This is a genomic window from Nostoc sp., assembly GCF_036917575.1.
Classification (GTDB): domain Bacteria; phylum Cyanobacteriota; class Cyanobacteriia; order Cyanobacteriales; family Nostocaceae; genus Nostoc.
This window is the reverse complement of the sequence record NZ_JBALDC010000045.1, coordinates 121,938-148,913: the sequence shown is the minus strand read 5'-3', so window position 1 is coordinate 148,913 and position 26,976 is coordinate 121,938. Positions and strand designations below refer to the sequence as shown.

The 26,976-nt window shown below is 41.8% G+C and carries 20 protein-coding genes and 1 other RNA gene; 13 read left to right on the top strand and 8 right to left on the bottom strand.

What is annotated here, in order from left to right:
• The first annotated feature begins 96 nt into the window (after nt 1–96).
• Both V7K79_RS12330 and V7K79_RS12325 read left to right on the top strand, forming a co-directional pair.
• Entirely contained in the window at nt 97–1,371 is a 1,275-nt protein-coding gene (locus tag V7K79_RS12330) for a DUF4255 domain-containing protein (RefSeq protein WP_335047974.1), read from the top strand.
• On the top strand, nt 1,368–3,359 hold the full coding sequence (locus V7K79_RS12325; RefSeq protein WP_335047972.1) for an ATP-binding protein: 1,992 nt from the start codon (nt 1,368–1,370) through the stop codon (nt 3,357–3,359). Before V7K79_RS12330 ends, V7K79_RS12325 begins: the two co-directional genes overlap by 4 nt.
• Nucleotides 3,360–3,691: 332 nt before the next feature.
• Here the strand turns inward: V7K79_RS12325 and V7K79_RS12320 are convergent, their stop codons facing one another.
• Nucleotides 3,692–4,402, bottom strand: a complete 711-nt coding sequence (locus V7K79_RS12320; RefSeq protein ID WP_335047970.1) for a Uma2 family endonuclease — start codon at nt 4,400–4,402, stop codon at nt 3,692–3,694.
• 212 nt (nt 4,403–4,614) lie between these two features.
• Here V7K79_RS12320 and V7K79_RS12315 point away from each other — a divergent pair, with 212 nt between their 5' ends.
• Nucleotides 4,615–7,641 (top strand): eCIS core domain-containing protein, encoded by a 3,027-nt coding sequence (locus V7K79_RS12315; RefSeq protein ID WP_335047969.1) that lies wholly within the window; start codon nt 4,615–4,617, stop codon nt 7,639–7,641.
• Nucleotides 7,642–7,971: 330 nt separating this feature from the next.
• On the opposite strand, the gene V7K79_RS12310 is transcribed toward V7K79_RS12315, so the two are convergent.
• The 3 genes from V7K79_RS12310 to V7K79_RS12300 form a co-directional block, all read right to left on the bottom strand.
• Nucleotides 7,972–10,380 carry an NB-ARC domain-containing protein gene (locus V7K79_RS12310; protein ID WP_335047967.1) on the bottom strand — a complete coding sequence of 803 codons (2,409 nt, stop codon included), beginning with the start codon at nt 10,378–10,380 and terminating at the stop codon, nt 7,972–7,974.
• A 120-nt stretch (nt 10,381–10,500) separates the two neighbouring features.
• Nucleotides 10,501–10,926: a type II toxin-antitoxin system VapC family toxin gene (locus tag V7K79_RS12305; protein ID WP_335047965.1), complete on the bottom strand. Its 426-nt coding sequence runs from the start codon at nt 10,924–10,926 to the stop codon at nt 10,501–10,503.
• A gap of 249 nt (nt 10,927–11,175) precedes the next feature.
• Nucleotides 11,176–11,307: a hypothetical protein gene (locus V7K79_RS12300; protein ID WP_335047962.1), complete on the bottom strand. Its 132-nt coding sequence runs from the start codon at nt 11,305–11,307 to the stop codon at nt 11,176–11,178.
• 430 nt (nt 11,308–11,737) lie between these two features.
• Between V7K79_RS12300 and V7K79_RS12295 the strand changes: the two genes are divergently transcribed.
• The 3 genes from V7K79_RS12295 to V7K79_RS12285 all read left to right on the top strand — a co-directional run bounded on the left by V7K79_RS12295 (nt 11,738) and on the right by V7K79_RS12285 (nt 16,658).
• On the top strand, nt 11,738–12,688 hold the full coding sequence (locus tag V7K79_RS12295) for a ferritin-like domain-containing protein (RefSeq protein WP_335047960.1): 951 nt from the start codon (nt 11,738–11,740) through the stop codon (nt 12,686–12,688).
• Complete coding sequence (locus tag V7K79_RS12290; RefSeq protein WP_335047958.1) at nt 12,685–13,443, top strand: isoprenyl transferase; 759 nt, start codon at nt 12,685–12,687, stop codon at nt 13,441–13,443. The genes V7K79_RS12295 and V7K79_RS12290 overlap by 4 nt, the downstream gene beginning before the upstream one ends.
• Before the next feature lie 1,295 nt (nt 13,444–14,738).
• On the top strand, nt 14,739–16,658 hold the full coding sequence (locus V7K79_RS12285) for an iron uptake porin (protein WP_335048122.1): 1,920 nt from the start codon (nt 14,739–14,741) through the stop codon (nt 16,656–16,658).
• Here the strand turns inward: V7K79_RS12285 and V7K79_RS12280 are convergent.
• From V7K79_RS12280 to trxA, 3 genes are all read right to left on the bottom strand, one after another.
• Nucleotides 16,648–17,361 carry a hypothetical protein gene (locus V7K79_RS12280; RefSeq protein ID WP_335047956.1) on the bottom strand — a complete coding sequence of 238 codons (714 nt, stop codon included), beginning with the start codon at nt 17,359–17,361 and terminating at the stop codon, nt 16,648–16,650. The genes V7K79_RS12285 and V7K79_RS12280 overlap by 11 nt on opposite strands.
• Nucleotides 17,362–17,663: 302 nt before the next feature.
• Nucleotides 17,664–17,828, bottom strand: coding sequence for a hypothetical protein (locus V7K79_RS12275; RefSeq protein ID WP_335047955.1), 165 nt, complete (start codon nt 17,826–17,828; stop codon nt 17,664–17,666).
• Nucleotides 17,829–18,198: 370 nt separating this feature from the next.
• The gene (gene trxA / locus V7K79_RS12270; RefSeq protein ID WP_335047953.1) at nt 18,199–18,516 is read right to left on the bottom strand and encodes a thioredoxin; all 318 of its coding nucleotides are present in this window, start codon (nt 18,514–18,516) and stop codon (nt 18,199–18,201) included.
• Nucleotides 18,517–19,173: 657 nt separating this feature from the next.
• Between trxA and fabG the strand changes: the two genes are divergently transcribed.
• Nucleotides 19,174–19,920 (top strand): 3-oxoacyl-[acyl-carrier-protein] reductase, encoded by a 747-nt coding sequence (fabG, locus tag V7K79_RS12265; RefSeq protein ID WP_335047951.1) that lies wholly within the window; start codon nt 19,174–19,176, stop codon nt 19,918–19,920.
• A gap of 176 nt (nt 19,921–20,096) precedes the next feature.
• Here fabG and V7K79_RS12260 read toward each other — a convergent pair whose 3' ends face one another.
• The gene (locus V7K79_RS12260) at nt 20,097–21,179 is read right to left on the bottom strand and encodes an MraY family glycosyltransferase (RefSeq protein ID WP_335047948.1); all 1,083 of its coding nucleotides are present in this window, start codon (nt 21,177–21,179) and stop codon (nt 20,097–20,099) included.
• A gap of 158 nt (nt 21,180–21,337) precedes the next feature.
• Between V7K79_RS12260 and groL the strand changes: the two genes are divergently transcribed.
• The 6 genes from groL to rnc all read left to right on the top strand — a co-directional run bounded on the left by groL (nt 21,338) and on the right by rnc (nt 26,912).
• The gene (groL, locus tag V7K79_RS12255; protein ID WP_335047946.1) at nt 21,338–23,020 is read left to right on the top strand and encodes a chaperonin GroEL; all 1,683 of its coding nucleotides are present in this window, start codon (nt 21,338–21,340) and stop codon (nt 23,018–23,020) included.
• A gap of 286 nt (nt 23,021–23,306) precedes the next feature.
• Nucleotides 23,307–24,449: a magnesium/cobalt transporter CorA gene (gene corA / locus V7K79_RS12250; protein ID WP_335047945.1), complete on the top strand. Its 1,143-nt coding sequence runs from the start codon at nt 23,307–23,309 to the stop codon at nt 24,447–24,449.
• Nucleotides 24,450–24,513: 64 nt separating this feature from the next.
• Nucleotides 24,514–25,209 carry a hypothetical protein gene (locus V7K79_RS12245; protein WP_335047943.1) on the top strand — a complete coding sequence of 232 codons (696 nt, stop codon included), beginning with the start codon at nt 24,514–24,516 and terminating at the stop codon, nt 25,207–25,209.
• A gap of 47 nt (nt 25,210–25,256) precedes the next feature.
• An RNA gene (gene rnpB / locus V7K79_RS12240) (RNase P RNA component class A) lies at nt 25,257–25,688 on the top strand.
• A gap of 219 nt (nt 25,689–25,907) precedes the next feature.
• Nucleotides 25,908–26,090, top strand: coding sequence for a hypothetical protein (locus V7K79_RS12235; RefSeq protein ID WP_335047941.1), 183 nt, complete (start codon nt 25,908–25,910; stop codon nt 26,088–26,090).
• Nucleotides 26,091–26,192: 102 nt separating this feature from the next.
• Nucleotides 26,193–26,912: a ribonuclease III gene (gene rnc, locus V7K79_RS12230; protein ID WP_335047939.1), complete on the top strand. Its 720-nt coding sequence runs from the start codon at nt 26,193–26,195 to the stop codon at nt 26,910–26,912.
• Nucleotides 26,913–26,976 lie beyond the last annotated feature (64 nt).

The window sequence follows — 26,976 nt, the reverse complement described above, 5'->3', positions numbered from 1 at the left end:
TTTTGTTACAGAATATTTCAAGTTTTGCAAAATATATTATGTCAATTTGCCCTGACATAGATATATTGATATGTGCTATAGCCATGAGGAATGAGGATGAGTAATGCGCTCTCTATAGCCGCAGTGACAGCAGTACTAAAAGTTTTGCTGGAAAATGGTTTAGTCAGCGATCCGATCGCTGCTAGTGTTGGTGATGTGATTGTAACTGCTCTACCGCCCGATCGAATTTCAGTTGAAGCTGACGAGCGCGCCCAAATCAACCTTTTTCTCTATCAAGTGACGCAGAATCGCAATGTCGATTGGGTATCTCAAGAATTTCGCAGCAAGCATTCACGTGTTAATGGAAACTCGCGCTCTACAACTCCACCACTAGCTCTTGACCTTCACTACTTATTAACAGCTTACGGAGCCAAAGATTTTCAGGCAGAGCTTTTACTAGGCTATGCAATGCATTTATTACACAAAACACCAGTTATCACATCTGATATTATTGAAAATACTTTGATAAATGCATCTACAACCAATACCTCAAGTGCTTTTTCCCAAGCTGTAGCAAGTGTGTCTGTATCCGATTTAGCTGAACAAATTGAGCAGATAAAACTGACTCCAGAGTTTTTTAACATGGAAGAAACTTCTAAGTTATGGTCTGCTTTACAAACACACTATCGACCTTCAGCTACCTATTTAGCATCAATGGTATTGATTGAAAGTAGTAAATCTGACAAAGAAGAAGATTTCTACACGATACCTTTGTCTCAACCGAATATAGAGCAAGTTATAGCTCCAACAAAAACTGAACAAATGATTGTTGCAGGTACAAAATTAGTAATTCGTGGTAAACGGTTACGCGGTGAAATCACACGAGTTCGTTTTGGTAATACGGAAACATTACTAGTACCTCAAGAAGTCAAAGAAACGCAAATTAGCTTGTTAGTCCCCCCAGATTTATATGCCAGCGTTCAGGGTGTCCAAGTTGTACATCTAACAATGGGCAATGCAGAGCAAACGAATCATCTAGTTGAATCAAACGTTGCAGCTTTTGTTTTACATCCAACAATTACAGCATTTGTCACTCAAGTAGAAAATAGCGGTGATAATTTACGCATGGCAGAAATTACCGTTAAATTCCAGCCGAAAGTAGGTAAGGCACAGCGAGTAGTTTTGCTACTCAATGAGGTATCAGATGATAGTCCGGTAGCTTACTCTTTCTTGGTTGCACCACCGACTCAAGACACTGATGCAATCATGATTCCAGTGAAAAACGTCAAGCCAGGAACTTATATTGTGTGGGTGCAGGTAGATGGGGCCGAAAGTCCACTGCAAAAGAATCAGTTTGGGGAATATGATTCGCCACAGGTGACAATTTTATGAATGCTACGACAATTAATCACAATTGGGATGAGGCAAACTACCGCTACCTATCAGCAGCTCTAGCTGTGGTGCGTGGTATTTTAGAAAATCACACCGCAAAAGAGCAAAACCAACCTGAAGAGAATCATCAAGAGTATTTACAGCAGGCGTTACAGGAAACGGCTGCTGCTATGTCTGCACCATCAGCATTGGAGAGAATATGCAAAATGTTTAGCCTCTCATCCTTTGAACGTGATTTGTTGCTGTTGTGTACAGGTATGGAATTAAATGGAGATTTTGCCAAATTGTGTGCTATGATTCACGACGACTCACAACGAGCTTACCCAACTTTGGGTTTAGCTTTGGCAGCTTTACCTAACGTCCATTGGGATGCGATCGCTCCAAATGCTCCCTTACGTCATTGGCGGTTAATTCAAATTGGTGATGGTCACTCCCTGACTCTCAGTCCCTTGAGAATTGACGAGCGGATTTTACATTATCTCACGGGTATCCAATATCTTGACGAACGGCTAGCTGGTATCATTGAGCCATTACCAGAGGTTAGCGATTTAGTACCCTCGCACCAAGATTTAGCAGAGCGAATCGCAGCAGTTTGGTCGTCAGCTTACAAGGTTAATAGCTTACCAATTATCCAGTTATCTAGTGGTGAAACTGCTAGTAAACGTGCCATTGCCATGACAATTTGTCAGCTTCAGGGTTTAAGCTTGTGGGTAATGCCTGCACAAGTGATTCCCTTAGCACCTGGCGAATTGGATAATCTCATCCGTCTTTGGACTCGCGAGACGATTTTAAGTAAGAGTGCCTTACTCATAGACTGCAACGAATTGGATACTAATGATACAGCGCGGCTGAATGCGATCGCTCGTTTCATCGAACGCACAAAGGGCTTTTTAATAGTTACCAGTCGAGAACGCATCGGCTTATCACAAAGCTTAGTAGTTAATTTTGACGTACATCAACCAACTAGCAAAGAACAAGGTGCAGTTTGGCAAGATGCACTAGGGGCGAGTGCATTGCAAATGAATGGGCAAGTCAAAACCCTAGTGGATCAGTTTAACCTTAGTGCTGTAACCATTCGTGCTGCTTGTGCAGAAGCCGCAGGACAGTTAGCACAAACACCAGAAACCGATATTACTAACATTTTATGGGATGCCTGCCGCGTGCAAGCACGTCCGCGCTTAGATGAACTTGCCCAACGGATTGAGCCATCTGGCGATTGGGAGGACTTAGTATTACCAGAAGCACAGAAACAAGTTCTCCGGGAAATTGCGGCTCATGTGCGCCAACGTAGTACTGTATATCATAATTGGGGTTTTGGGGGCAAGAGCGCGCGGGGATTGGGAATCAGCGCTCTATTTGCAGGTAGTAGCGGCACTGGCAAGACTTTAGGAGTAGAAGTACTGGCCCAGAAATTACGCCTTGACCTTTATCGGATTGACTTATCATCGGTAGTTAGCAAATATATTGGCGAGACAGAAAAGAATTTGCGTCGGGTATTTGATGCCGCAGAACAAGGTGGAGTGATTTTGTTATTTGATGAAGCCGACGCTTTATTTGGTAAACGGAGTGAAGTCAAAGATGCGCGCGATCGCTATGCCAATATAGAAGTTAGCTATTTATTGCAACGGATGGAAAGTTACCCAGGTCTAGCAGTCTTGACTACCAACCTGAAAAGTTCAATTGATACAGCCTTTTTGCGGCGGATTCGCTTTGTGGTGCAGTTCCCCTTCCCCGATACTATGCAACGAGCTGAGATTTGGCGGCGTGTCTTTCCAGCTGAAACCCCAACCGCAGATTTAAATGCTCTGCAACTAGCACGGCTCAATGTCGCTGGGGGTAATATCCATAACATTGCCTTAAATGCCGCTTTCCTTGCTGCCGATGCTGGGGAACCAGTGCAGATGAAACACATATTGCGGGCGGCTCAAACAGAATATAGTAAGTTGGAGAAACCCTTGACTGATGCGGAAGTTGGCGGATGGATGTGATTTGAGAATTTTGACCTTAGTATAGCTTTGTATAAAATCGTGGCAAATTGGGGTTGAAATTTAAACGCAAAGTAGCGCAGAGGTAAGCGCAAAGTTACGCAAAGAGTTCGGTACGAATTAATGAAATGTTGTACTTACTAGAAAATGCTGGTAGTTAAATAGGTTGTAAAATTTGTGAGCGATGTTTAGACGGGCTGTATCTACGCTAATACGATAGCAAACAAAATTACACCAATTAGAAAAAAGAATGCGACAGATGCATAGGGACATATCTTTGTTCTGTCTGGCTTTCTTAATTTTGAATTTTGAATTTTGAATTTTGAATTGGGATATTACTCTGGTAATTCACCAAATCTTTCCCGATAGCGAGCAAGCATAAACTCCATTTGGATAAGTTGCTGTTCGGCTTGTTGACGCTGTTGCTGTTCTTGGTGTGCTACTTCTTCTGGTGTGGGTGTCAGTTGTCCATCGGGAGTAAAAAAGCGCAACTTCGATTGATAAACTCCCAAATATAACTGCAATTGCTGACTCCATAACCAACCTGCTTCGTTTACTTGCAGTTCTTGATAACGACCATCTAATAAATGAAATCCTTTAAATTCTAAACTTACTGGATCAAACCAAAAATAATCAGGAGTCCGCCAAATATCTTGATAGATTTCCTTTTTCAACCCTTTATCAGTAGCAGATGTTTTGTCAGAAAGAATCTCTACAATCACATTTGGGTATTTGCCATCTTCTTCCCAAACTACCCAGCTTTTGCGTATTTTGCGTTCGGTATTTAAAACTACAAAGAAGTCGGGGCCTCGAAATTGCTCAGATTTGCGTTGGCGCGGACTGTAATAAATGGTCATGTTACCGCAAGCGTAAAAATCTTGACGCTCTTGCCACAACCATTCTAAACACTGAATCAACAGCAGTATTTGCCGCAAGTGAAGTTCTGTTTCCAAAGGTGGTTCATCACTGTATAAATCACCAGGAGGAAATATAACATCTTCTGCTGTGTCTTCTAAAATTATTCCTAAATCTTGAGCAGAAGACATAATAATTTCTCTTTTGACAAGATAAATTTAACTTAAGATGCCCGAAGGGCTGTAGGGCCAACGCCTCAATTTTTCATTTCAGCTTTCTACGATTATAAGTCTGGCTCACACAGAGTTACTGCTGGCGCAAAATAATTTTTACTTAAGTCGATAGCGATCGCCACTAAACAAATTGTATAATTTGATTCATAAATCTGCTTAGAGAATGTGAGATGAGCGAGCGAATTGGGCGCAACAAATCAGCCGCATCAACTTTTACAAATCTATCACTTGCCTCCCCAGGTATTCCCACTCTGGCGAATCCAATACGTAGCTTTGGCTCACAAATTAATACTGTCCCACTTCAAACAGTAACTGAGGTAGCACCATTTCAAGAAGTCCAATCTGCTGATCAGCAATCCTTGGTGGAACCAGAAGCGATAAAAGAAAAGCCCCTTAGTCACGACATTAGTCGCATATCGTTACGTCGTCCACAAGCAAAACTTACAGTTGGTAAGCCAAACGACAAATACGAACAAGAAGCTGACATGATGGCAAATCAAGTCATGTCGATGCCTGATTCTGCCGTACAACGAGAGATTGCATCAGAGGAACAGACTCTGCAAACCAAGCCTCTAGCAGCTGCGATAACTCCCCTTATACAACGGCAGGCGATGCCAGAGGAATCAGAGGAAATACAAACTAAGCTTTCATTGCAACGGGCTACGGATAGTGACTTGCAGGCTGGAGATAATATTGAGAGTCGGCTCAATAGTAGTAAAGGTGGGGGAAGTCCGTTATCAGATGAAGTCCGAAGCTTCATGGAGCCGCGCTTTGGTGCTGATTTTAGTCAAGTGCGAGTGCATACAGGCAATGAAGCGGTGCAGATGAATCAGGATTTACATGCTCAGGCATTTACCCACAAACAGGATGTTTACTTTGGTGCAGGGAAAGCTCCTGCAAAGGATGCGTTGACTGCCCATGAATTGACTCATGTGGTGCAGCAAACGGGCACAGTGCAAGCCAAGGTAATGCCTATCACGGCTGCACCCACAAAAATCATGCGATTTGCTCAGGGCAGCACCCAGATTGTCAAAGATGACAAAGGTGTTGGGCAATACAAGGGAGGCACAGGCCACGCCGGGATGACAGAAGAAGCACTTCACGGGATGGGGCTGAATGCAGACGAGGCACGCAAGGGACGCATGGGTAACTGGGAACGCGATATGTCTCAAGCTCTGACTCCTGGAACAGTAGCATTGCTCACCGCCGAAGGGATTATGCCCATCCTGAATATTCTGGCAATTAAAGAATTTGGGCGCGGACTGAACGCCTCAGAATTTGGCACTTATGATCCTGTTGAACACATTGATAACCCTACTGATTTGCGTGGTAGTGACGTTTTCAACCAAGTAGATCAGGCAAATCCCCAAAATGACTTTACCAATTCGACTAATCCAGATGTTGGTGTAACTAGCAAGCTTAAGGGCACTGAGGGGCCTAGTGATAAAGGCTATGCCAATGTTGATCGCCGTTATGCAGCCACCGAAACCAAAGGCAAAATTATGAATCTCCAGGATGCCAAAGCCTTCCAGGTGGATGAAAGTGCCATTCCACGCTACATGAATACAAGTAAGAAATGGTTAACTGGTAAGCTGCATCAATCAGCCAATTTGGGACGCAAAAAGGAAGATGGACTAGGGCCACGAGAATTCTCCAGTGGTATCCACACGATGCAAGACTTTTATGCTCACTCTAATTTCTGTGAGATTGGCATCAACATTTTAATTCGAGAAGGGGGTTTGGAAGTTGTTGTTGAGGATGACGGTAAGGGCAACAAAAAGATTGAGACACTGGGTAAAGATCAGGTTCTAAATACGCAAATCCATGCTAATCAACCCGATGGCAGCCCTGAGCAGAAAAACTTAGTAAATCCCAATGGCACTAGTAAAAGTGGTAACAAAGAAGTGCGGGAAGTGATGACTACGGGTTCCTTCAACTTAACGGATACAGCTGCCAGTGTTCTAGAAGAGGTGGCTGATAAGGTTAAAGAGATGAATCCCTTTGACAAATCGAAGAAAGGCCCCAACGAAATGATCATGGCTTGTCTCGATTATATGGAAATGGATGAAGCCAATCCAGCAGATTTCTCGGCTTTAGGAAACAAGGTTAGCTCATTGATCAACAAAGCAATTCCCACCATTTTAGACTTAGCACCCACTGCCGCCGCGATCGCAGAAAAAGCAGGTAATTTGGGTGCTAGTGCAGTCGAAAAAGGAGCTTCCTTCGGTTCTGGGGTGCTGGATGTGCTTAATAGCGCCAACGATAAATTAGGTGGCGATAAGGATTATTTTGATAGTGAAAAGAAAGCACTAGAAGGAGCCGGTAAAACGGCCGCAGGTGAAATTCAAGGAACAGGTGATAGTTTAGCTGAAGGCATTCGCAACATTAACACGCAGTTGGAAGCAGCTGCTAAAGCATTCGAGGGTAAGAGTCATATTCTGCGAACAGCATATCAGTGGGCTTACGAAAATAACCCCTTGAAGCTGATCAAAGCAGCTGCTAAGAAGATTCCGGTAATTGGTGAAAAGGTCGCTGCTGCGATCGAAAGTTTGGAACAGGAAGTTAATAAACTCCTAGAAGATACTCTAGGTGCAGCTTGGAATGTAGCAGTTACCAAAATCGTTGCCAAGATTAATAAAGTAATCGCGAAAATTCGCGAAGAAACTAATATCCAGAAAAAGAAAAAACAGTCCGGTATAGGTACACCTGGCAAATTAGGAGGTGTCAGTGATCTGTATGATGAAAACGGCAATCCCAAGGAAGGAATTGCGCCAAAGAGCTATACACCACCGAGCCATACAGAAATCGCTAAAGACCATGACGATATCAAAAATCCGGTTAAAGATGGCAAAACTGACAATCCGGATGAAGGACTCGACCACGATCGCAAAGATGGCGATCACGCTCATAATGATGATGAACACGGACACAACCACATATCCACTTACCTAGCACCTCTAGCAACCGGATTAGCAAAGCAAGCTTCAACTGCTATTGGGCAGAAAGTTGCTGTCTGTTGGGATGTAGTTGATGCTGGCGGTACGCCCTCGACACAACAACTTGGCGAAATTGATCAAGTAGTAGAGCAGTATTTTGCTCACCCCGCAGATTGTGACTATTGGCGAAGTTATTTCAAAGCACAGTTAAAAACAGCCCGCATCGGTGGTGAAGTCAAGAGAAAGCTAGGAAATTATTAGTGCGATCGCCGATATTATAAGGGCAGGGGGGGCACAGAAAAAGGGTTTTTGGGTTTCTGTATAGATTCGGGAATCATAACTAATTGGCCGGACTTGATATGACAGCAATCTCGCTTACTGATGGTTTTAGCTTAAGTTGACACCAATGGACTTCTTGCATAAGTCGGGAAAAGGGGAAGGTGGGGCCACCTTTGAGGATAAGGGGCAGGGGGAAAGGGTAAAGGTTTTGTATTGTCCCCTTCCCCTTTAACCTTTTCCCTTTTCCCAACTCTTGCAAAAGTGTTTTTTGCAAGAGGTCTAATAAGCAATACTGTGCCCCTACCCCACTTTTTACTCAGCACTCAGCACTGCTTCGCCGACACAGTTTTGAGCAGCGCAATTTATAATTTTTTCAACTTGTTTGGGAGCTTTGATTTCAGTAAATAGCTGAATTGCTCGATTAAAATTCATTTGACTTTCATCAAGTGTTGCCATCTTTTGATTAGTTAAACCCAATTGAAAATAAGCTTCAGCCAGATCGCATTTAGCACCTATTTTATCCAAAAGTTGGATTGCTTCTGTCTGATTAACAAGAGCTAATGCAAAATTTGTTTGTTGTCGATGGATTTCTGCTAAACCATTGAGTGTTTTTGCTTTTACCTGTATATAGTGACTTTCTTCAGCAAAAATCAAAGCTTGATGGAATATCTGATTTGCCTGGGAAAATTCGCTTAAATTGACATAGGTTTGACCCAAAATTTGCATGAAATAGACAAATCTTCCCGTTTGTTCTACCAGTTTTTCATTTATTATATTTTGATAAGCTACATCTGCTAATGCAGAAGAGGCTTCACGCAAACCTAAATAAGAATATACTAAAGCTAAACAGACTGAAGCTTTTTCTGCCCAGCGATGATGCTCGGTATTTTGAGCTAGATAAATCACTTGTTGAAATAGCTTTGCGGCTGCCTTTAATTCCCACAAATCTATCTTGTAAAGACCAATACTTAATAAAGAATCTACCTCTAACATCCTCAGATAGTAAACTGTATGTTTATTTTTTGGCTGAGGTACAAGTGATTTGAGTGCTTGCGTTGCTAAAGTAATAGTCTTTTCTTGACAAGCGATCGCTTGACTAATTTTACCTGTTATCCAATATAGATCGCCTAATATATTATAAAGTTCGCTGAGATTTTGGTCATCTTGCAGATTGTTAACAACTCGCTCAATTGCTGCAAGTATCGGTTGAATTAAACCCATCCGATACAATGTACTTCCAAGAGGTAAAAACTGCTGCCATTGATTATTTCGGCTTTTTAAAATGACCTTGCCTGCTAACTCAAATTCATTAATATCTATATAGTGATAATATGCTTCTAAAGCTTGCAAAGCATCTTTAAAGGTTTCAATTTGCTTAAGACTCGTTGTCCAAAATTCTGCGGCTTTGTGGTTGGCAATTTCCCATTCATTGCTGGGGCGTAAACGTGCGATCGCTTCTTTTTGAATCACCGGATGCAACCAGTATTCACCTTTATCGCACTCCACTAAAGACCGATTTCTCAAGGAGGCGATAATTTGGCGATGTTGCTCAGATGGGACATCCCACAGCAAACAAAACAATCCTTGAGATGAAATGGTGGGTATATCTTGGTAACGATAGCATCCCAAACGACAAAGCAGGCGATATGCTTGAGGGTCGAGGGCTTGCAGGCGATTAATTTGACTAACTGCTAAATTTTTTAAGTCGGTTGCTGCTAACGGATCGGCATGATTTTCTTGCCAATAAAGAACCATATCACCGTCGAAATCCTCCAGAATTGAACCACAGAGAATTCCCATTGCTTTAGCATTACCGCCATAAGTGCGATGCATGATTTGCAAAGTTGGTGAGTTGATGGCTAATCCCCGGTTGCTAAAAAACTGTTGCCATGCGCTTTCATCTAAGCCAGGAAGCCGATAGTGATTCACATTTAGTCCAGGTTCACAAAGGCGATCGCGACTGGTAATTAAGGTAACAGATTGCACTCTAGCATCAGCCAACACCCGTAATAGTTCTACATAGTTGCGGTGAGAAGCAATCAACGCACCTTGTCGATCTAATGCAGGTTCGAGATTGTCAATCAAGACCCCAATCCGCCGATTGTGGAGTTCGCGCTTGAGTCGTCCCAATGTAACCCCAAATTCTACCCCAGGTTCTTGATTAAAATCTTGTTTGAGCCATTCCTCTACTACTCGTTCGGCGGGGGTGATATTTTGCGTTTCCTTCGCCATCAGCAGTTCTAAAACTAAGTCAAACTCCTGATGGAGATATTGCTGCGCTAGAGTAGTTTTGCCTAAACCTCCCTCACCTTGGATTACAATCACTTTTGAGCCTTGATTTACCAAAGTATTCAGGTGAGCGATCGCTTCTGTTCGTCCAATAAAATTGGTATCCTCTAATTTTGGGGTGGGTTGGGGCGATCGCGAGTAATCAATCAGACTGGATGATATTGCAGTAGTTTTTCTCAGAATTCGCTCTAAAGTAGAGCGACAATTACTTTTGGTAATCTTTTGGCGCAGTACTTTAGAAAGCAGCTTCCATAACTGAGAACCAGCATCCTTAGCGTGTCCTTCCGTGCAACCGTAAGAATGAGCGATATCCAAGTATTTTCTACCCAACCAAACTTGCACAACAATCACTTTTTGCAAATCGCTCAACTGTTCCCCAGTCTGAGGGGGAATTATGGCGTCTAACCATGCTAATGCTGCTTGGGCGTCCATTGTGTAACGACGAGGGTAGGTCAGATTTTAAGGACAACTATAAATCAATCTACAGTTATGTTGCTGAAGTTTTCGGATAAGATTCTGTAAATCCGACTTTTTTCCCGACTTTTGCAAACTTTATTCAAAATTCAGCAGCAAGTTCTTGAAAAGATTGCTGTTATTCCAACGGTAGGTATTAAAGTCTCGTTGATCAGCTGTCAAAATTCGTCCATGTCCTAGATGTTCTGCTAGAACAACCAGAGAAGCATCTGCCATATCCATTGGCAAATCGTTATATTTTTCCATGAGTTCAACTATGCGTACAACATGGTGACTTCGTAAATCAAACACCTCAAATGCTTCCTGTGCAACCTCTCTCAAAAAGCTACATTGAGCATTATTACCACCTCCTCTGGCAAGAAGAAGGTACCAAGTTTCAGTAATAACAGGGTAAGTAGTAACTAGTGGTTCATTGAGGGCATTTAAAACTTGTAGTGATAATTGATGGTATTGGTCGTTTTGGTTTCCAAGTGCCACGAAAAAGCCAGTATCAGCGATAATCATACTTTTCTTGCATTAGCGATGTCTACGACGAGCTTCGCTTACGCACAATGGCTTCGGAATTAGCAGCTAAGTCAGTTTCCCCTTTGAAACAGCCAATAAATTTGGGGAACTGCCAGAAGCGTAAGGCATAAGGCGGCAATCGCTCATATTTTTATTAACAATCGCTCATATTTTTTATTAACAATAGATTAGCCCTCACCTATAAATATAGGATGAGGGCTGACATAGCTGATATAAAAAAATAACTAATTAAATCTTAGGCATTCCTTTAATGTAAGGTTCGACAAAAGTTCCATTTTTCTTGATATAGCTTTTAACAACTTTTATTTTAGTTATTTTAGGTGCTTTGGGTGGTTTCGGTGGCTTTGTTGTTTTAGACATTTTCTTGCTTCCTTCTAAATAAATAGCCTCTAAGACTGTTTTCTATCATGAACTTGGAAAGGGAAAACCACCTCAGCAAAAATTCTAATTTTTATAGATAACTCGTAAAGACAATATAAATATGTATGAAAAGCTTAAAAAGTACATAGTTTTTTTGATACTTTAAATTTTTCTTTTTATCTGATTAGCCCATTGTCAATTAGCACTTACGCAAAATATCTCTCAAGCTCTGATTTCTCCGTGCCCTCTGTGCCTCTGCGGTTCGTTATTCCGTAACTCGTGCGTAAGTCCTATCGATATCAAATCACCACAATTCAAATCCGACTTTTCCAACTCAATCACATAAAACTGCCGACTTCATCCGACTGACAAACGATAATGCGATCGCTTAGGCTATTGAGCATAGAGATAAACATCTGAGTATAAAAAGATGCTTAATACCTTCAGCCCAATCACAGAAGACCTAGCAGGTAAAAGCTATCCTATTCCTCATTACTTGCAAACACAACGCCGCATTCGTTCCCTCATAAACAAATATATTACAGTCGAAAAACTAGACGAGCGTCTGCAAGATTTACCGTTACAGTTTGCCAATCCTCAACCGCGTCCTTGGAAACTCATCGACTGGCAAACAATTAACCGCAATCAAATTATCGGCTTAGACGCAGAGGTATTTTTATCTATACTGATTGGTGCGATGGATACAGAAGCTCCGATTCGCGGTTATACCCAAACCAGTCGGCAGTATTTGGAAAAATTGCATCCTCAAATGGCTCGGTTTGTTGGTGGAACAGTTGGTAAAGATGGCGAACTGGTAGAACTTGGTTTGTGGGAAAAGGAAGAACGTCAGCACACACCCGCATTAATCAAAATCTACACCCAATTAACAGGCGAGAAAATTACCCCAAAACTTCGGACAGTTAGAAGCTATCTCCCCACAGATGACGCCAAAGATGACTTATATCGCCACGGCTTACACCGTATCGCCACAGAATACGGTGCTACCTGTCTTTATATTTGGTTGATGGCTCACACTACTGGCGCACTCCAGGATGTTCTAGAGGAACTAGCACAGGATGAAATTAACCACATGACTAAATTCTGGGGGTTTGGGGTTTGGGCTTTCCCTAATACTGGGTTGATGCGAATTGGACGCACGCTGATCAAAACGCGATCGCCAAACTATCAGCGTAACAACCTCATGCGTACTCTTTGCCGGATGATGGGTACTCTCAATTGGAATGCTTGGTCATTAACCAACAAAATAACTCTCCTCTTCACGTTCATTTATACAATGCGTCGCTTGTGGAGTTGGAACAATAGCCTCACACCAGACTATCTGCAAAATTTATTTGAAACTAAAAGGACAAATGATAAATGACAAATAACAAATCAAAATTACCCACCGATTTAAACCCCCAAAAAATCCCCCAACATATCGCTGTCATCATGGATGGTAATGGACGATGGGCAACCAGTCGAGGATTACCACGCATTGCTGGACATCGCCAAGGAGCAAAGACACTCAAAGAACTATTGCGTTGCTGCAAAGATTGGGGAATCAAAGCGTTGACAGCCTATGCTTTCTCCACAGAAAATTGGCAGCGTCCCGTTGAAGAAGTGGATTTTCTCATGCATTTGTTTGAGCGATTACTACGCCGCGAGTTAGCTCAGATGCATCAAGAAGAAGTACGCATCTCGTTTATTGGAGATTTATCAGCTTTATCCAAGTCTCTACAGACAGAAATAGAACGTTCAATGACAGAGACATTGAACAATCAAGCAATCCACTTTACGGTTGCAGTCAATTACGGTAGCCGCAACGAAATTACCAGAGTTTGCCGTCAAGTAGCTCAACTCGTGGAACAAGGCAAACTCAGCGCCCAAGAAGTGAATGAAAGTCTTGTAGAACAACATCTCTACACAGCAGATACTCCAGAACCCGATTTGCTGATTCGTACCAGTGGTGAGATGCGATTGAGTAATTTCCTGCTATGGCAAATGGCGTATACAGAGATGTATTTCACCGATATTCTTTGGCCAGATTTTAATCGCGAAGCATTTCATCAGGCTTTGTTAAGCTACCAAAATCGCGATCGCCGTTTTGGTCAAGTCAAAGCTTCATTATCAGCTTAGTGTACTAAACACCAGACATCATGTAAAGAAGGCAGGAGGCAGAGGGCAATATTCCTTCTGCCTTGAGAGTGCTGTTAGCGTCAGCGGGGCGTTTAGCCCGTGCTGAGTAAAAATACTAGTTCCTAGTCCCCTACCCCCAGCAAGAACTGCCTATTTTCATGCTTGGTGATGTACGAAGTTCATCGGGACTGCCTTCTGCTTTTGTTGATAAAGTAAAAGCACCCACACTACCACGATGGTATATGAGCGCTTACAAATAAAATATTATCGAGGATAATCTATCTGCTATGACAGACCGAAGTAACTATAAGAATAGCAGGCACTGAGTAAATAAACTGCAAGGGTAGTTACAAATGTTTTGTTAAAAATACTACTTACCGTCAACATGATGCTTGATTTAGGCAAAATCCAATCGATTGCGAAATCCTATTCTCCTCAAGAACTCTTCCTGCTTTGGTTTGGCAGCGTTGATTCAATGAGTTTAATGGCGAAGAAGTGATTACTGACCAAGTGATGGCACGAGTGAATATTATGGTTTGCGCCTGAAGCGCCGACTAAGAACTAGATTGGAAGGGGGGCTATGGGGTGAAGATGTTCAGCAAGATTGTGATGCGGTGGTTGTTGCCTATTGGTGGGATTGAATACTTGAAAGTTATTTCCACCGTTTTCCTCCCGATCTTAGCTGCACCCAAATTGAGGAGCGATCGCAGCCTCTTAATTTTTTTGAGTCAATTATTCTTTATTAGGTATTGAGCCGAAATCCTCGGTTCAATACCTATATTCATATATCACAAAATCAGACTTATGTAAATTATTCTTCTGTCAATAAGTAGGTCGGCAGAATAAAACCAAACTATGTTAACAAAAATGAAGGAGGCTAAAACCCTCTTTCCTCATGCTTTCTGCCTCTTTCCTCCTGTTTTATCCCAACGACAAATATTTTTGCCCACTTACTTATAGCAATTATTTTTTATCTTTGAACAGAGAAAATTTAGAAAGCTTATGAATCATGCATTTTACGCAATGCGTTGTTCATAAACCATTCAGGATTGCTATCGTGATTATAGAAACTATCAATATGATGTATTGTTAATTCTTTCCAAAAATAGTATTTACTAGAATTTAATACCTGCGATATAAGCTGACGTTTTGATAAGTTAATTCAGAAAAAATTCTGATATTCAAAATTTAAAGTTAACAAGACTCTCTTGCTAAATCTACTTTAAATTTACTTATCAATCCATTTTAAAATCGCAATGAATTTTTCCACTATTTTATAGGTGTTGGGAGTCATGATGGCAAAATATCTACTAGCTTTTGCTAGTGGGATGGGATTTTTATGTTTAATTGTCGGGTTATCACCTGTGCAAGCCCTTCCTAGTTTAAAAATTGCAGATAAAAACGTAGCTGTTAATCAAAATGACGGCAGCTATGAAAAGAATTATTCTCATCAAAGCAATTTAACAAATAATCTTTCCAGTAAATTGCTGATAGCTAATGAAACTCAAAAAAACTTATCCTCAGTCAATCAACAGCAAAAAACTCAAGATATCGAAGTAAATTCTGCTGTTAACTTGTCGCAGCCAATCATACCACAACCTGCAAGTTCATCTCCAACCTCATACAAACTTGCACAAGTAACATCCGTGTCCCAGTTGTCTGATGTACAGCCGAATGATTGGGCTTTTCAGGCACTCCAATCTTTAGTCGAGCGCTATGGTTGTATTGCAGGTTATCCCAATCAAACCTATGGCGGTAATCGGGCGATGACTCGCTATGAATTTGCTGCTGGCTTAAATGCTTGTTTAGACCGAATCAACGAATTGATTGCGACTGCAACTGGTGATTTAGTCAATAAACAAGATTTAGCGACGTTGCAGAAACTACAAGAACAATTTGCGGCTGAATTGGCAACATTGCGGGGTCGAGTAGATGCTGTAGAAGCTCGCACAGCAGAACTAGAAGCAAATCGGTTTTCTACTACAACCAAACTCAGTGGAGAGGCAATTATTGCTGGTATTGGTGCTAGCGGTGGCGCTCCTAATCAGGGTGACCCGAACATCATCCTAGTCAATAGAGTACGGTTAAATCTCACCACTAGCTTTACTGGTAAAGATTCATTAATTACCGGATTGCAAGCCTATAACTTTTTAGGTGGAGCCGATGGACAAGGTAGCCTACAACAAAGTTTAGGATTAGCTTCGCCACTTTTAAGTGCAAGTAGTGCTCGTACCAGTTTTGAGCCGCAATTTCCGGGGTTAAATGTCAATACTTTATCGGGTGTTGGCGCAAACAGTATTCAGGTTTACAAATTGCTGTATGTCTTTCCCGTCGCTAATAAATTAACTTTGTTTGCGGGAACTGCGGCAGAGACATCAGATGCTTTCCCAGCAATTACACCTTTTTATGGTGAAGGACAAGAGTCAATTTCTCGTTTTGGCAACTTGAATCCTGTACTACGGATTTCTGGTGGAACTTCGGGTACTGGTTTAGCATCGGCGGCGGGATTTATTTTTAACATTTCGCCAAATTTTGATTTAAGAGCTTTATACGGCAGTGTAAATGCCAATTTACCTGAAAAATCTGCTAATGAAGCAGTACCAGGAGTTTCTACTACACCTTTGGGAGCAGGTTTATTTAGTGGTAGTAGTATTATTGCCACACAGTTAACCTTCAAGCCAAGTTCTGCTCTAGATATTGGTTTAAACTATGCCCACAGTTATCACGAAATCAATATTTTGGCTACAGGATTAGTTAGTAGTGATATCGGTGCTTTGTCAGGGGTTGCAGTTGGAACACCGCTCACACTCAACTCTGTTGGCGGTACGGTAACATGGCGATTGTCTCCCAAAATAGCATTATCTGGCTACGGTGCAGCAATATTTGTTGATGCTGCTTCCAATAACGTGGATGCTTCCACCACCTTTACAAGTTGGATGGCGGGAATTCACTTCAGAGATTTATTCAAGTCAGGAAACACTGCTGGGATTCTTTTTGGTCAGCCGCTTTTCCGTAGTGATACTGGTGGTGCTGCTCAACTTACGCCCACAGGCGACAATCGGGCGACTCCTTACCATTTAGAAGCCTATTACCGCCTTCAAGTTAGCGATAATATCAGCATTACCCCTGGTGCGTTTGTTCTCTTTAACCCAGAAGGTAACAGCAACAATGATACTACGACTGTAGGTGTACTTCGGACTACTTTTACATTTTAAGAGATTGGGAGTAGGCAGTCAAAATTCCCCAAGAAATTGGGGGATTTTGAGATTGGATAACAAAGTTCACAGGAAGAAAAATATTGCCCTCTTTCACTAATATCGTGTCAGAAAATAGACCACCAGGCTTCCATGCTATTTTGAGCCTTTGTCTACATTTGTCAAGAGGACTGGGTAAACCGTGAACTAAATATTTTTTTAATTCGTTCCGAATTAGCTCAAGTTTGCCATCTATCAGTTCAGATATTTTATCAACTATTTGATTAGCATCTTGAAACAACTTATTTTCAAAATACTCGATTCTTTCCAAACTCTGCTCAATGCTATTTTGAGACAAGCTAATAGCCTGCATTACAGCTAATGACATTTGATTAATTCTGTTTTCTAGATAAAAATTAGTTCTACTAATAGTCTCATTCAGGGCTTTTTTACGAATTTTTTCTATTTTATCGAGGTGATGTTTAACTTTTTTATCTGCGGTATTCAATAGATATTCAATGTCAACTTTAATTTTACTTTCTAATTCCTCACTTCTTTCTATTGCATGATTAATACTTTCTTGAGCTATATAATCAAGCTTGTTGGCTAAAGGGTAAAGTTTGTCATCAAACAAGTTAGCTATTTCCTTGCTACTCTCTCTCACTACGTCCTTAGCTGCACCCTCAAATTGTCTAACAAGACCTCCAAATAGCCATCCCATCATTTATTCACACCTTTTCACAGTATAATTAGCAAGCAGATATCCTCCCAAAAATAACACTCCTTTTTAGGAGTGTCGAGGATAAAAATAATGACTAATAAATACGTATAAATTCGGTGGATGTTTCTTGAATAATATTGTTTAGTTTTTGACAAAAATATAGTCGCTATTCCCCAAAATCTATTATGCAAAACTAGTGCGATGTCTATCGTGGTGACTGAGCTTACTGAATAGCCGAATTGCCGGCTACATTAAAAATCAACTGTGTAGGTGTAGCTCATCGTAGATATCACCCCACAGATAACCTAATTATTTCTTTTACCTGCTTTAGCAGTTTGATTTGAAAGGTGGTGCTTTTGTATAACCCGCTCAATCTGGCAAGTCACCGCATCTATTCTATTTTTAACTTTATCAAAATCAATATTCGCCCAAATATAGGCTTTCTCAGGTCTTTGCTGTTTTATATCCATATATAATTTTACTTGTCAATATATTTTATTATATCTATACAATATAGTCTTCTCAATTTCTGGACTACTTTCTCCAGATATATAAGTAAATATGCTTAACATTTGCTTAAGGTTTTATCGCAATCCGATTTGATTTTTAAATTTATTTGCGCGGTATTCAAAGTACAGCGCAAGCGCCAGAGCCAGAAAGTAGGGAATCAGCCTTCGTTATACAGAGTTTTTTCACGCAATCAAATAGGAGTCTCATAGCTCCTAAAAGTTCAACCAAACAGTGATTTGATTAATATGGGCGCACATTATTATCTATCTATTGAAAGAGACGCGATATTTCGCGCCTCTAAGAACCAAAATTAAAATTCTAGGTGTTAGCTTAAATCTTTGTTTGTAGATATTGCACCAACTGCGGTGCTTGCATCACTCCCTCTATCCGCTCCACAGGCTGACCGTGCTTAAATAGTACTAAGGTTGGTAGAGCGGCAATATTATACTGACTAGCCAAATCTGTGTATTTTTCTGTGTCGATTTTGACAATTCGTAAACGCTCCTTAAGTTGGGCGTTGACTTGCTCTAAAATTGGCACCATCATTTGACAGGGGCCACACCAGTCAGCGTAAAAATCTACTAATACAGGTACATCAGAAGCAGACAGCATATCTTCAAAACTGTTAAATTGCTTTTTCGTTGCCATGTGACACACACCGATTTTCAATTGTTTGTTTCAATAGTAGTTCTTATAAAATAAAATCGGTATAGGTTTATAGGTTTTTGTTGGTAAAAGATTAGATTAGTTAATATTAGAATGATTTGACAGTCAAAAATATTAAATAATTATAAGAAAATATGTATATTATGTTAGGTTGTGTATCTAGATTAAATATGTATTTTAACCGATCGCGATCAACAAATCATTATAGAGGCTTTCACAAGAGTGATGTCTACAAAGGCTGTAGATGCAACACTTTCTAGTCTATCTAGTCAGGCGAATATATTACTTAAAGTTATTCATCTATTTACAGAGAAGTAACTATAGATATTTAATCAGAGTAAAACGTTAATTATTGTTATTCGAGTTATATATAAATCTTATTTGATTTGTGAGAATTGCAAACCTCAGATTCTCGATAACTTTTATGAAGCCGGGGATCTTATTTTTGCGTGTTTGATTCAGCATAGCTATAGTCTAGCTAAATACGACGTATAACTTTATCTATTAGCTATGTAACTTGCAGTATGACTGCAAGATTATCACCCCGCAAGAGTTAGATATTATCCAGACAATATTCAGATGTTCCCGAAATCGCCATAAGATAATTAGCGCGGTATTTCTATGATTGAGGAACATTAAATGACACTATTACAAGATAAAGTCGCAATTGTTACAGGTGCATCACGAGGAATTGGCCGCGCGATCGCAATTGAATTAGCCTCACAAGGAGCGATCGCAGTTGTCAATTATGCTAGTTCGAGTGCCGCAGCTGAGGCAGTTGTTACAGAAATTACAGATGCGGGAGGTCAGGCGATCGCTATTCAAGCAGACGTTTCTAAAAGCGATCAAGTAGACGCACTAATTAACGCCGTCATCGAAAAGTTCAGCCGTGTGGATATATTAGTCAACAACGCAGGTATTACCCGCGACACGCTGCTTTTGCGTTTGAAGCCAGAAGATTGGCAAGCTGTAATAGACCTTAATTTAACTGGTGTTTTCTTATGTACACGCACAGTCAGTAAAATCATGCTGAAGCAGCGATCGGGGCGGATTATCAACATTACCTCTGTTGCTGGGCAAATCGGCAACCCCGGTCAGGCAAACTACAGCGCCGCCAAGGCCGGTGTCATCGGCTTTACCAAAAGCGTTGCTAAAGAACTAGCTACTCGCGGGATCACTGTTAACGCTGTTGCCCCTGGATTCATCACCACCGACATGACTAGCAATCTCAACAACTCCGAAGATATTCTCAAATACATCCCACTCGGTCGCTTCGGTCAACCTGAAGAAGTTGCTGGGATGGTGCGCTTCCTCGCCGCCGACCCCGCCGCCGCCTACGTTACTGGACAGGTTTTTAATGTCGATGGCGGTATGGTCATGGCATAAGTAGAGACGCGATGAATCGTGTTTACAGCAATTTTCGTAGGGTGATGTTACGCCGAAATCGTAACGCACCAATAGCGAGTCTGCAAGCGTCTGTGAACTTTTCAAGACAGACATCACTTTCATCCACAGAATAAACCATTGTAGGGCCAGCATTACAATGCCCACCCTACAAGCAACTAGGACTGTTGGCGTATCCTTTGCCAGACTGTAAAACCCAAAAGCAGGATAATACTACTGGCGGTTGTCAGCATCACAGACAAACTCATACCTTGTATTCTCATTGCTAGCAAGTTGAAAACTAAGGTAATTGACCAAAGGGTGAACGCAGCATGGCGCTGAGAGAGTCCCCAAGCAAGTAAGCGGTGGTGCAGATGGTCTTTGCCAGGAGTACTCAAAGGGTTATTTCCTGCTAGTAGCCGCCGCACAAATACTTGAGTGGTGTCTAGCACCGGTAATAACAGAAATAAAACCGTAGGAATTAGGGCATAAACTGTGTTTTGTTGCAGTTTGCCTAAAATACTAGTTGCTGCCAACACATAGCCAAAAAAGTATGCTCCAGCATCACCCATAATAATTCGTGAGGGATGGAAATTATGGCGCAAAAATCCCAGCGCAGCACCTCCCAATGCTGCAAGTACTAAGATTGCCGCCGCACGATTGTTAAATTGAGCTGCAACGCCCAACAAACTCATGGCGGTAATAAAGCTAATTCCTCCTGCCAAGCCATCCATACCATCCATCAAGTTGATGGCGTTGGTAATCCCTACTACCCATAGTACTGTTAGCAACATGGACAGAAGCGAGTCAATGGGAGTGCCAAACAGGACTTTGACACTGATGCCATTCGCTACCAGCAAAAGTGCCGTGACAATTTGCGCCCACAATCGCACAGAGGGCGGTAAGCCAAACTGATCGTCGATAAAACCCACAAGGACTAATATCGAACCCCCTAACAGAATAGTGAGCACCTGAACCAATACGTTTTGAAGTTCAATCGGTCGTAAAAGGCTAGCTAATACCAGCGCGGCAATCACACCCGCGTAGATAGCCAGCCCCCCAGCATTGGGTAAAGGTTCTCGGTTGAGTCGCCGGGCGTTGGGTTGGTCAGCCCAACCTACCCGCAAGGCGAATTTGCGTACTGTCGGAATTAAACGCCAAGTTACAAGGCAAGCCAAGAGGAACGTAAATACTACTGCCAACCAGCCGGTGCCGCTAGGGTCGGCAATACCAAGGGACTTAAGGGAGTTGTCTAGATTCATCTCCCAATTCAAGCATTACTGCCAGTATCTAATATGAGCATCACCTGTATATTAATCAATTTTTTTTATTTCCATTTGTAACTTGAGCCGCTTGAGAGATTAGCACTCTGGCGCTGTGAGTGCTAAATTGTCTAATGAAAGCGCTGGAGAAATAAAACATGGCGAAAATTATTGCATTTGACGAGGAATCGCGGCGATCTCTAGAAAGGGGTGTTAACGCCCTTGCCGATGCCGTAAAAATCACCTTGGGGCCCAAAGGTCGTAATGTCCTTTTAGAGAAAAAATTTGGCGCACCTCAAATTGTCAACGATGGTATCACTGTTGCCAAGGAAATTGAATTAGAAGACCCTTTGGAAAATACTGGTGCAAGACTCATCCAGGAAGTAGCCTCAAAAACTAAAGATGTCGCTGGAGATGGTACAACCACGGCCACAGTTTTAGCACAAGCCTTGATTCGAGAAGGTTTGAAGAACGTCGCGGCAGGTAGTAACCCTGTTAGCTTGAGACGCGGGATCGACAAAACTATTGAGGCCCTGGTGCAAGAAATTGCCAAAATAGCCAAGCCGATAGAAGGAAGTGCGATCGCTCAAGTTGCCACTGTCTCTGCTGGTAACGATGAAGAAGTTGGTCAAATGTTAGCTCAAGCAATGGAAAAAGTCACCAAAGATGGTGTAATTACCGTTGAAGAATCTAAATCCCTAACCACCGAACTAGAAGTAGTTGAGGGGATGCAGATTGACAGGGGTTATATTTCTCCCTACTTCGTCACCAACAACGAACGGCAAATCGTCGAATTTGAAAACGCCAAAATCTTAGTGACAGATAAAAAAATCAGCAGCATCCAAGATTTAGTGCCGATTTTAGAAAAAGTTGCTCGTTCTGGTCAGCCTTTGCTAATTATCGCTGAAGATGTCGAAGGTGATGCTTTGGCAACTTTGGTGGTGAACAAAGCGCGGGGTGTACTAGCCGTAGCTGCGATTAAAGCGCCTGGGTTTGGCGATCGCCGCAAAGCTTTGTTAGAAGATATTGCAATTCTCACCGATGGACAGTTGATTTCTGAAGAAATCGGCTTAAGCTTGGATACCGCTGCTCTAGAAGCGCTGGGAACTGCCCGCAAAATCACCATTGACAAAGAAACCACCACAATTGTCGCTGGCAGTGTCACCAAGCCAGAAGTACAAAAGCGGATTGGTCAAATTCGCAGACAGTTAGAAGAAACTGATTCTGATTACGATCAAGAAAAACTCCAAGAACGCATCGCCAAGCTTGCTGGCGGCGTGGCAGTGATTAAAGTGGGTGCGGCAACCGAAACCGAACTCAAAGACCGCAAACTGCGAATTGAAGACGCGCTCAACGCTACGAAAGCTGCTGTGGAAGAAGGTATTGTTCCTGGTGGTGGAACAACCTTAATTCACTTAGCTAAGGCGGTAGAAGCGATTAAAAACACCCTGCAAAATGACGAAGAAAAAATTGGGGCTGATATTGTTGAACGAGCCTTAGAAGCCCCTTTGCGCCAAATAGCAGACAACGCTGGTGCTGAAGGTTCTGTAATTGTCTCTAAAGTCTACGAGAGTGAATTCAACATTGGCTATAACGCTGCTACTGGCGAATTTGAAGACTTGATTGCTGCTGGTATTATCGACCCCGCCAAGGTCGTGCGTTCAGCTTTGCAAAACGCTGGTTCCATTGCGGGTTTGGTCTTAACCACAGAAGCGATCGTTGTTGAAAAGCCAGAGAAGAAATCTGCTGCTCCTGCCCCTGATATGGGCGGCATGGGCGGCATGGGTGGCATGGGTGGCATGGGCGGCATGGGCGGCATGGGCGGCATGGGTATGTTCTAACTTCTGCTAACCCAGATAAATATTTTTTAAACAGTTTGTCTTGCCAAGGCAAACTGTTTTTTGTAGCATTGCTGATTCAGAGGCAATATGGTATACCAATTCGTAATTCGTCAGATTAAATCTGGCTGACGATCAAATTAGCAACCTAAATAATTACCTAATTTAGAAATTACCGTCTTTATATTAATATTTATAAAATAACGTGTAAGTTATCCTTATGTCCTTTGTTATTTACTAATGACAAAAGACCAATGACCAATGACAAATTACTATTAGGTAATATTGCATGGCACGAAAACTAAGTCGTCTTCCTAAAATAGTTTCCAAGTTCTATGAAGATGAGTTCTATCACCAACCAGGGACTATACCTGGAACTATTTTTATTGATGCAGATGCTCCACCACCAGTAATTTTTTTGATTGACTATAACCAAAACAATTTTATCCGCGAACAAATAGAAACTCCAGAGGAGTGTGTCCCCTATCTGGAGGCGGAATCGATTTCTTGGGTAGACGTACAAGGTTTAGGTAGTCAAGATATATTACAACGATTGGGTAAAGTTTTTAAGTTACATCCTCTAGTTTTAGAAGATGTAGTCAATGTACCAGAGCGTCCCAAAATAGAGGATTATGAAGATCAATTGCTTTTCATTGCCCGGATGGTAGTACCAAAGGAAAAAATATGTGGTTTTTATAGCGAGCAAGTGAGTTTGATATTAGCAAAAAATTATTTGCTGACAGTCCAAGAAGAACCAGAACATGATTGCTTTGAAGCGGTGCGATCGCGAATTGAAAAAAACAAAGGTACTATTCGCAAACAGGGAACAGATTATTTAGCTTACGCTGTATTAGATGCAATTATTGATGGCTTTTTTCCAGTACTGGAGCTTTATGGAGAGCGAATTGAAGAGTTAGAGGAGGAGGTAATAGTCAGACCTACTCCCCAAACACTACAAAACATTTATCAAATTAGACGAGAATTACTGCAACTACGTCGTGCTATCTGGCCCCAGCGAGATGCAATTAATTCCTTGATTCGAGACGGTAGTGAACTTATTAGTGAAGAAGTGCGAATCTACCTGCGAGATTGTTATGACCATACGGTACAAGTGATGGATATGGTGGAAACTTACCGAGAACTGGCATCTGGATTAATGGATGTGTACCTTTCGGCAGTGAGTAATAAAATGAATGAAATCATGAAGGTACTAACGATAGTTTCAACAATTTTTATTCCACTGACTTTTATTGCCGGAATATATGGGATGAATTTCAATACTGAAAAATCGCCATATAATATGCCTGAATTGAACTGGTATTGGGGCTATCCACTTTGCTGGGTAGCGATGTTAGCGATCGCATTTAGTTTGCTATTCTTTTTTTGGCGAAGAGGCTGGCTGCAAAATTCTGTAGAAATTAAGCGCAATTAAAAATTGTAGATTAGCGACAAGTCCTATATACATTCATTAGCACCAGGAGTTAAGATTTTGAGTTATGAGGAGTAGCGACCAGAATTTAGTAGTTTTGACGATTTATATTATCGGTGTTTCTTATGTTTTCAACCGCATGATTGAATCCATCGATGACCAAGTTAAATATGAGTTTAAAAAAGGAATTGTTGACGAGCAACTCAAAGAACACAATCTCGATGATAAAATTGGAATTTCCTTTAAACTCAAATCCTCATACCCAATTGACGATTTGAAAGATTTAGGAATTAGCATTGAAAATAAATCGGATAATGTTGCTTTATACGTTGACTGGGATAACAGTTCTTTAGTTGTTGAACACAGTAAGCAATCGCGCCGCGTAATTCGGAAATCACCAGACTTAACCCGCGACTTAGCAGTACCTCAAAGTCCTAGCCTGATTGCTCCCAGGAAAACACTTTCTGAAACAGTGACAGCAGAAGATGTTTTCCAGCGCGATCAAGTAACTGGAACCTATTTAGCAAAAAAACCACTAATTGATATCAATGGCCTACAAAAAGGGCAAAAAAAGTTGTACAACGACTTTTTTAACAGAAAAAAAGAGTTGGACTTTTCTTTGCAATTAGTGCTTAGGATATCTGAAGTGCGTTTAGGTCTATCCCCAGGTGGCGATTTTCCTCCCATTAGTATTATCAATTGTCCTTTCACAGTCAGGAAACTACCTTGGACTTACGCTCTACCTTGGAATAAAAAGAAGTAATAACCTGTCAACCCCTTCTGTCAACCAGGTACACTGGATCTAAGGAGAGAGTAGGCGCAGGCGGTTGCAGATCAGTCATAGTTACTGATTTGAGGAAAGTCCGGACTCCCGAAAGACCAAACTTGCTGGATAACGTCCAGTGCGAGCGATCGTGAGGATAGTGCCACAGAAAGATACCGCCGGGAATAGGGATTGGGGACTAGGGACTAGGGACTGGGAAAAAATCTTCCTAATCCCCATTACCCAATCCCCAGTACCCAATCCCCGGTAAGGGTGCAAAGGTGCGGTAAGAGCGCACCAGCAGTATCGAGAGGTGCTGGCTCGGTAAACCCCGGTTGGGAGCAAGGCGATAGGAACTACGGTTGGTCTTTTACCTGTTCCGCTCAATGAGAGCCGCTTGAGGCGTTTGGTAACAGGCGTCCCAGATAGATAACTGCCCTCGCAAGAGAACAGAACCCGGCTTATGTCCTGCTCTCTCCCCTGCAATGGAGTATGAACCTTTCACGGTTTATACTCTATTATTTTTTGTACGGATTTTGTGCGATCGCTTAATTCTGTGCGTGTAAACATAAAATAAAGTTACCTCTTGTAAAAGTGGAAATCGGTAGGCAACAAGTTTCTCAGGCTAAGATGCCCATCGATTTAACATTCTCTACTGATATACACGTGGAGAATAACTTTATTTGTATTTTTATATAATGTCTAAAAATAAAGGTAATCCAGATAACTTAAAGCCATTCACCACAGATAGAGAGCGACCATTAACTGAATATCTACATTTGCGTGTCACCAAAGAAATGAAGGAAGAGGTAAAAGCTAAAGGCGATCCTCCTGAGTTTTGCCGTCAAGCGATTCAAGAGAAGCTAGATAGAGAGAAGTAGCATAAAAGTTGTTAAAGTGATAATCCAAGAGATTTAGAAATATAAAAAAATAGATAGTTAATTATCTTCCCCTGCTCCCTGCCCCCTTCCCCTTGTCACGTAATGCCCCTCGCTTATCCACGCCGTCAACGGCAACTCGAAAGTTTAGTCCAAAAATTTGGTTTGTCGCTAGAAGCACCTATAAAGTGGGAACTGCTGGATTTAGCGCTAACTCATCCCACTGTCTCTGATTCAGCAAATTATGAACAGCTAGAGTTTGTTGGCGATGCAGTGGTGCGGCTGGTGTCGGCTGTTGTGTTATGGGAAAATTATCCTGAGTGTCCGGTGGGGGATTTTGCAGCAATTCGTTCGGTGTTGGTGAGCGATCGCATCCTCGCCCAATTGGCTAGAATTTATGGTTTAGAGCTATACTTACTAGTTGCTGGTAGTGCTACTGCTGATAAAGTTGGTCTAGAGTCACGACTAGCAGATGCCTTTGAAGCAGTTTTGGGTGCGCTTTACTTAAGTACTCAAAATCTGGAATTGATTCGCTCTTGGCTAGATCCCCACTTTCACCAACTAGCAACAGAAATTCGCCTCGATCCTGCCAGACTAAATTACAAAGCTGCTCTCCAAGAATGGACTCAGGCGCAATTTAAAGTTTTACCAGAGTATCGGGTTGTGGAAGTCGCTCAACCGCATCGCAATCAAGAACGTTTCATGGCTGAAGTGTGGCTACACGGAAAGATGCTTGGACAAGGTAAAGGACGCTCAATCAAAACCGCAGAACAAGCAGCAGCTAAAGTAGCTTTTTTAGCAATTTCTAATCCGCAAATACCCTGAGCTTAAAAGAAGGGCGATTAGTCGATAATCAGTTGATTGTCAGTGGTCATTTGTCCCTCGTCCT

Coding starts and splice junctions, on each gene's coding strand:
- V7K79_RS12330 (WP_335047974.1), top strand. CDS start 97: ATGAGTAATGCGCTCTCTATAGCCGCAGTGACAGCAGTACTAAAAGTT.
- V7K79_RS12325 (WP_335047972.1), top strand. CDS start 1,368: ATGAATGCTACGACAATTAATCACAATTGGGATGAGGCAAACTACCGC.
- V7K79_RS12320 (WP_335047970.1), bottom strand. CDS start 4,402: ATGTCTTCTGCTCAAGATTTAGGAATAATTTTAGAAGACACAGCAGAA.
- V7K79_RS12315 (WP_335047969.1), top strand. CDS start 4,615: ATGAGCGAGCGAATTGGGCGCAACAAATCAGCCGCATCAACTTTTACA.
- V7K79_RS12310 (WP_335047967.1), bottom strand. CDS start 10,380: ATGGACGCCCAAGCAGCATTAGCATGGTTAGACGCCATAATTCCCCCT.
- V7K79_RS12305 (WP_335047965.1), bottom strand. CDS start 10,926: ATGATTATCGCTGATACTGGCTTTTTCGTGGCACTTGGAAACCAAAAC.
- V7K79_RS12300 (WP_335047962.1), bottom strand. CDS start 11,307: ATGTCTAAAACAACAAAGCCACCGAAACCACCCAAAGCACCTAAAATA.
- V7K79_RS12295 (WP_335047960.1), top strand. CDS start 11,738: ATGCTTAATACCTTCAGCCCAATCACAGAAGACCTAGCAGGTAAAAGC.
- V7K79_RS12290 (WP_335047958.1), top strand. CDS start 12,685: ATGACAAATAACAAATCAAAATTACCCACCGATTTAAACCCCCAAAAA.
- V7K79_RS12285 (WP_335048122.1), top strand. CDS start 14,739: ATGGCAAAATATCTACTAGCTTTTGCTAGTGGGATGGGATTTTTATGT.
- V7K79_RS12280 (WP_335047956.1), bottom strand. CDS start 17,361: ATGATGGGATGGCTATTTGGAGGTCTTGTTAGACAATTTGAGGGTGCA.
- V7K79_RS12275 (WP_335047955.1), bottom strand. CDS start 17,828: ATGGATATAAAACAGCAAAGACCTGAGAAAGCCTATATTTGGGCGAAT.
- trxA (WP_335047953.1), bottom strand. CDS start 18,516: ATGGCAACGAAAAAGCAATTTAACAGTTTTGAAGATATGCTGTCTGCT.
- fabG (WP_335047951.1), top strand. CDS start 19,174: ATGACACTATTACAAGATAAAGTCGCAATTGTTACAGGTGCATCACGA.
- V7K79_RS12260 (WP_335047948.1), bottom strand. CDS start 21,179: ATGAATCTAGACAACTCCCTTAAGTCCCTTGGTATTGCCGACCCTAGC.
- groL (WP_335047946.1), top strand. CDS start 21,338: ATGGCGAAAATTATTGCATTTGACGAGGAATCGCGGCGATCTCTAGAA.
- corA (WP_335047945.1), top strand. CDS start 23,307: ATGGCACGAAAACTAAGTCGTCTTCCTAAAATAGTTTCCAAGTTCTAT.
- V7K79_RS12245 (WP_335047943.1), top strand. CDS start 24,514: ATGAGGAGTAGCGACCAGAATTTAGTAGTTTTGACGATTTATATTATC.
- V7K79_RS12235 (WP_335047941.1), top strand. CDS start 25,908: ATGTCTAAAAATAAAGGTAATCCAGATAACTTAAAGCCATTCACCACA.
- rnc (WP_335047939.1), top strand. CDS start 26,193: ATGCCCCTCGCTTATCCACGCCGTCAACGGCAACTCGAAAGTTTAGTC.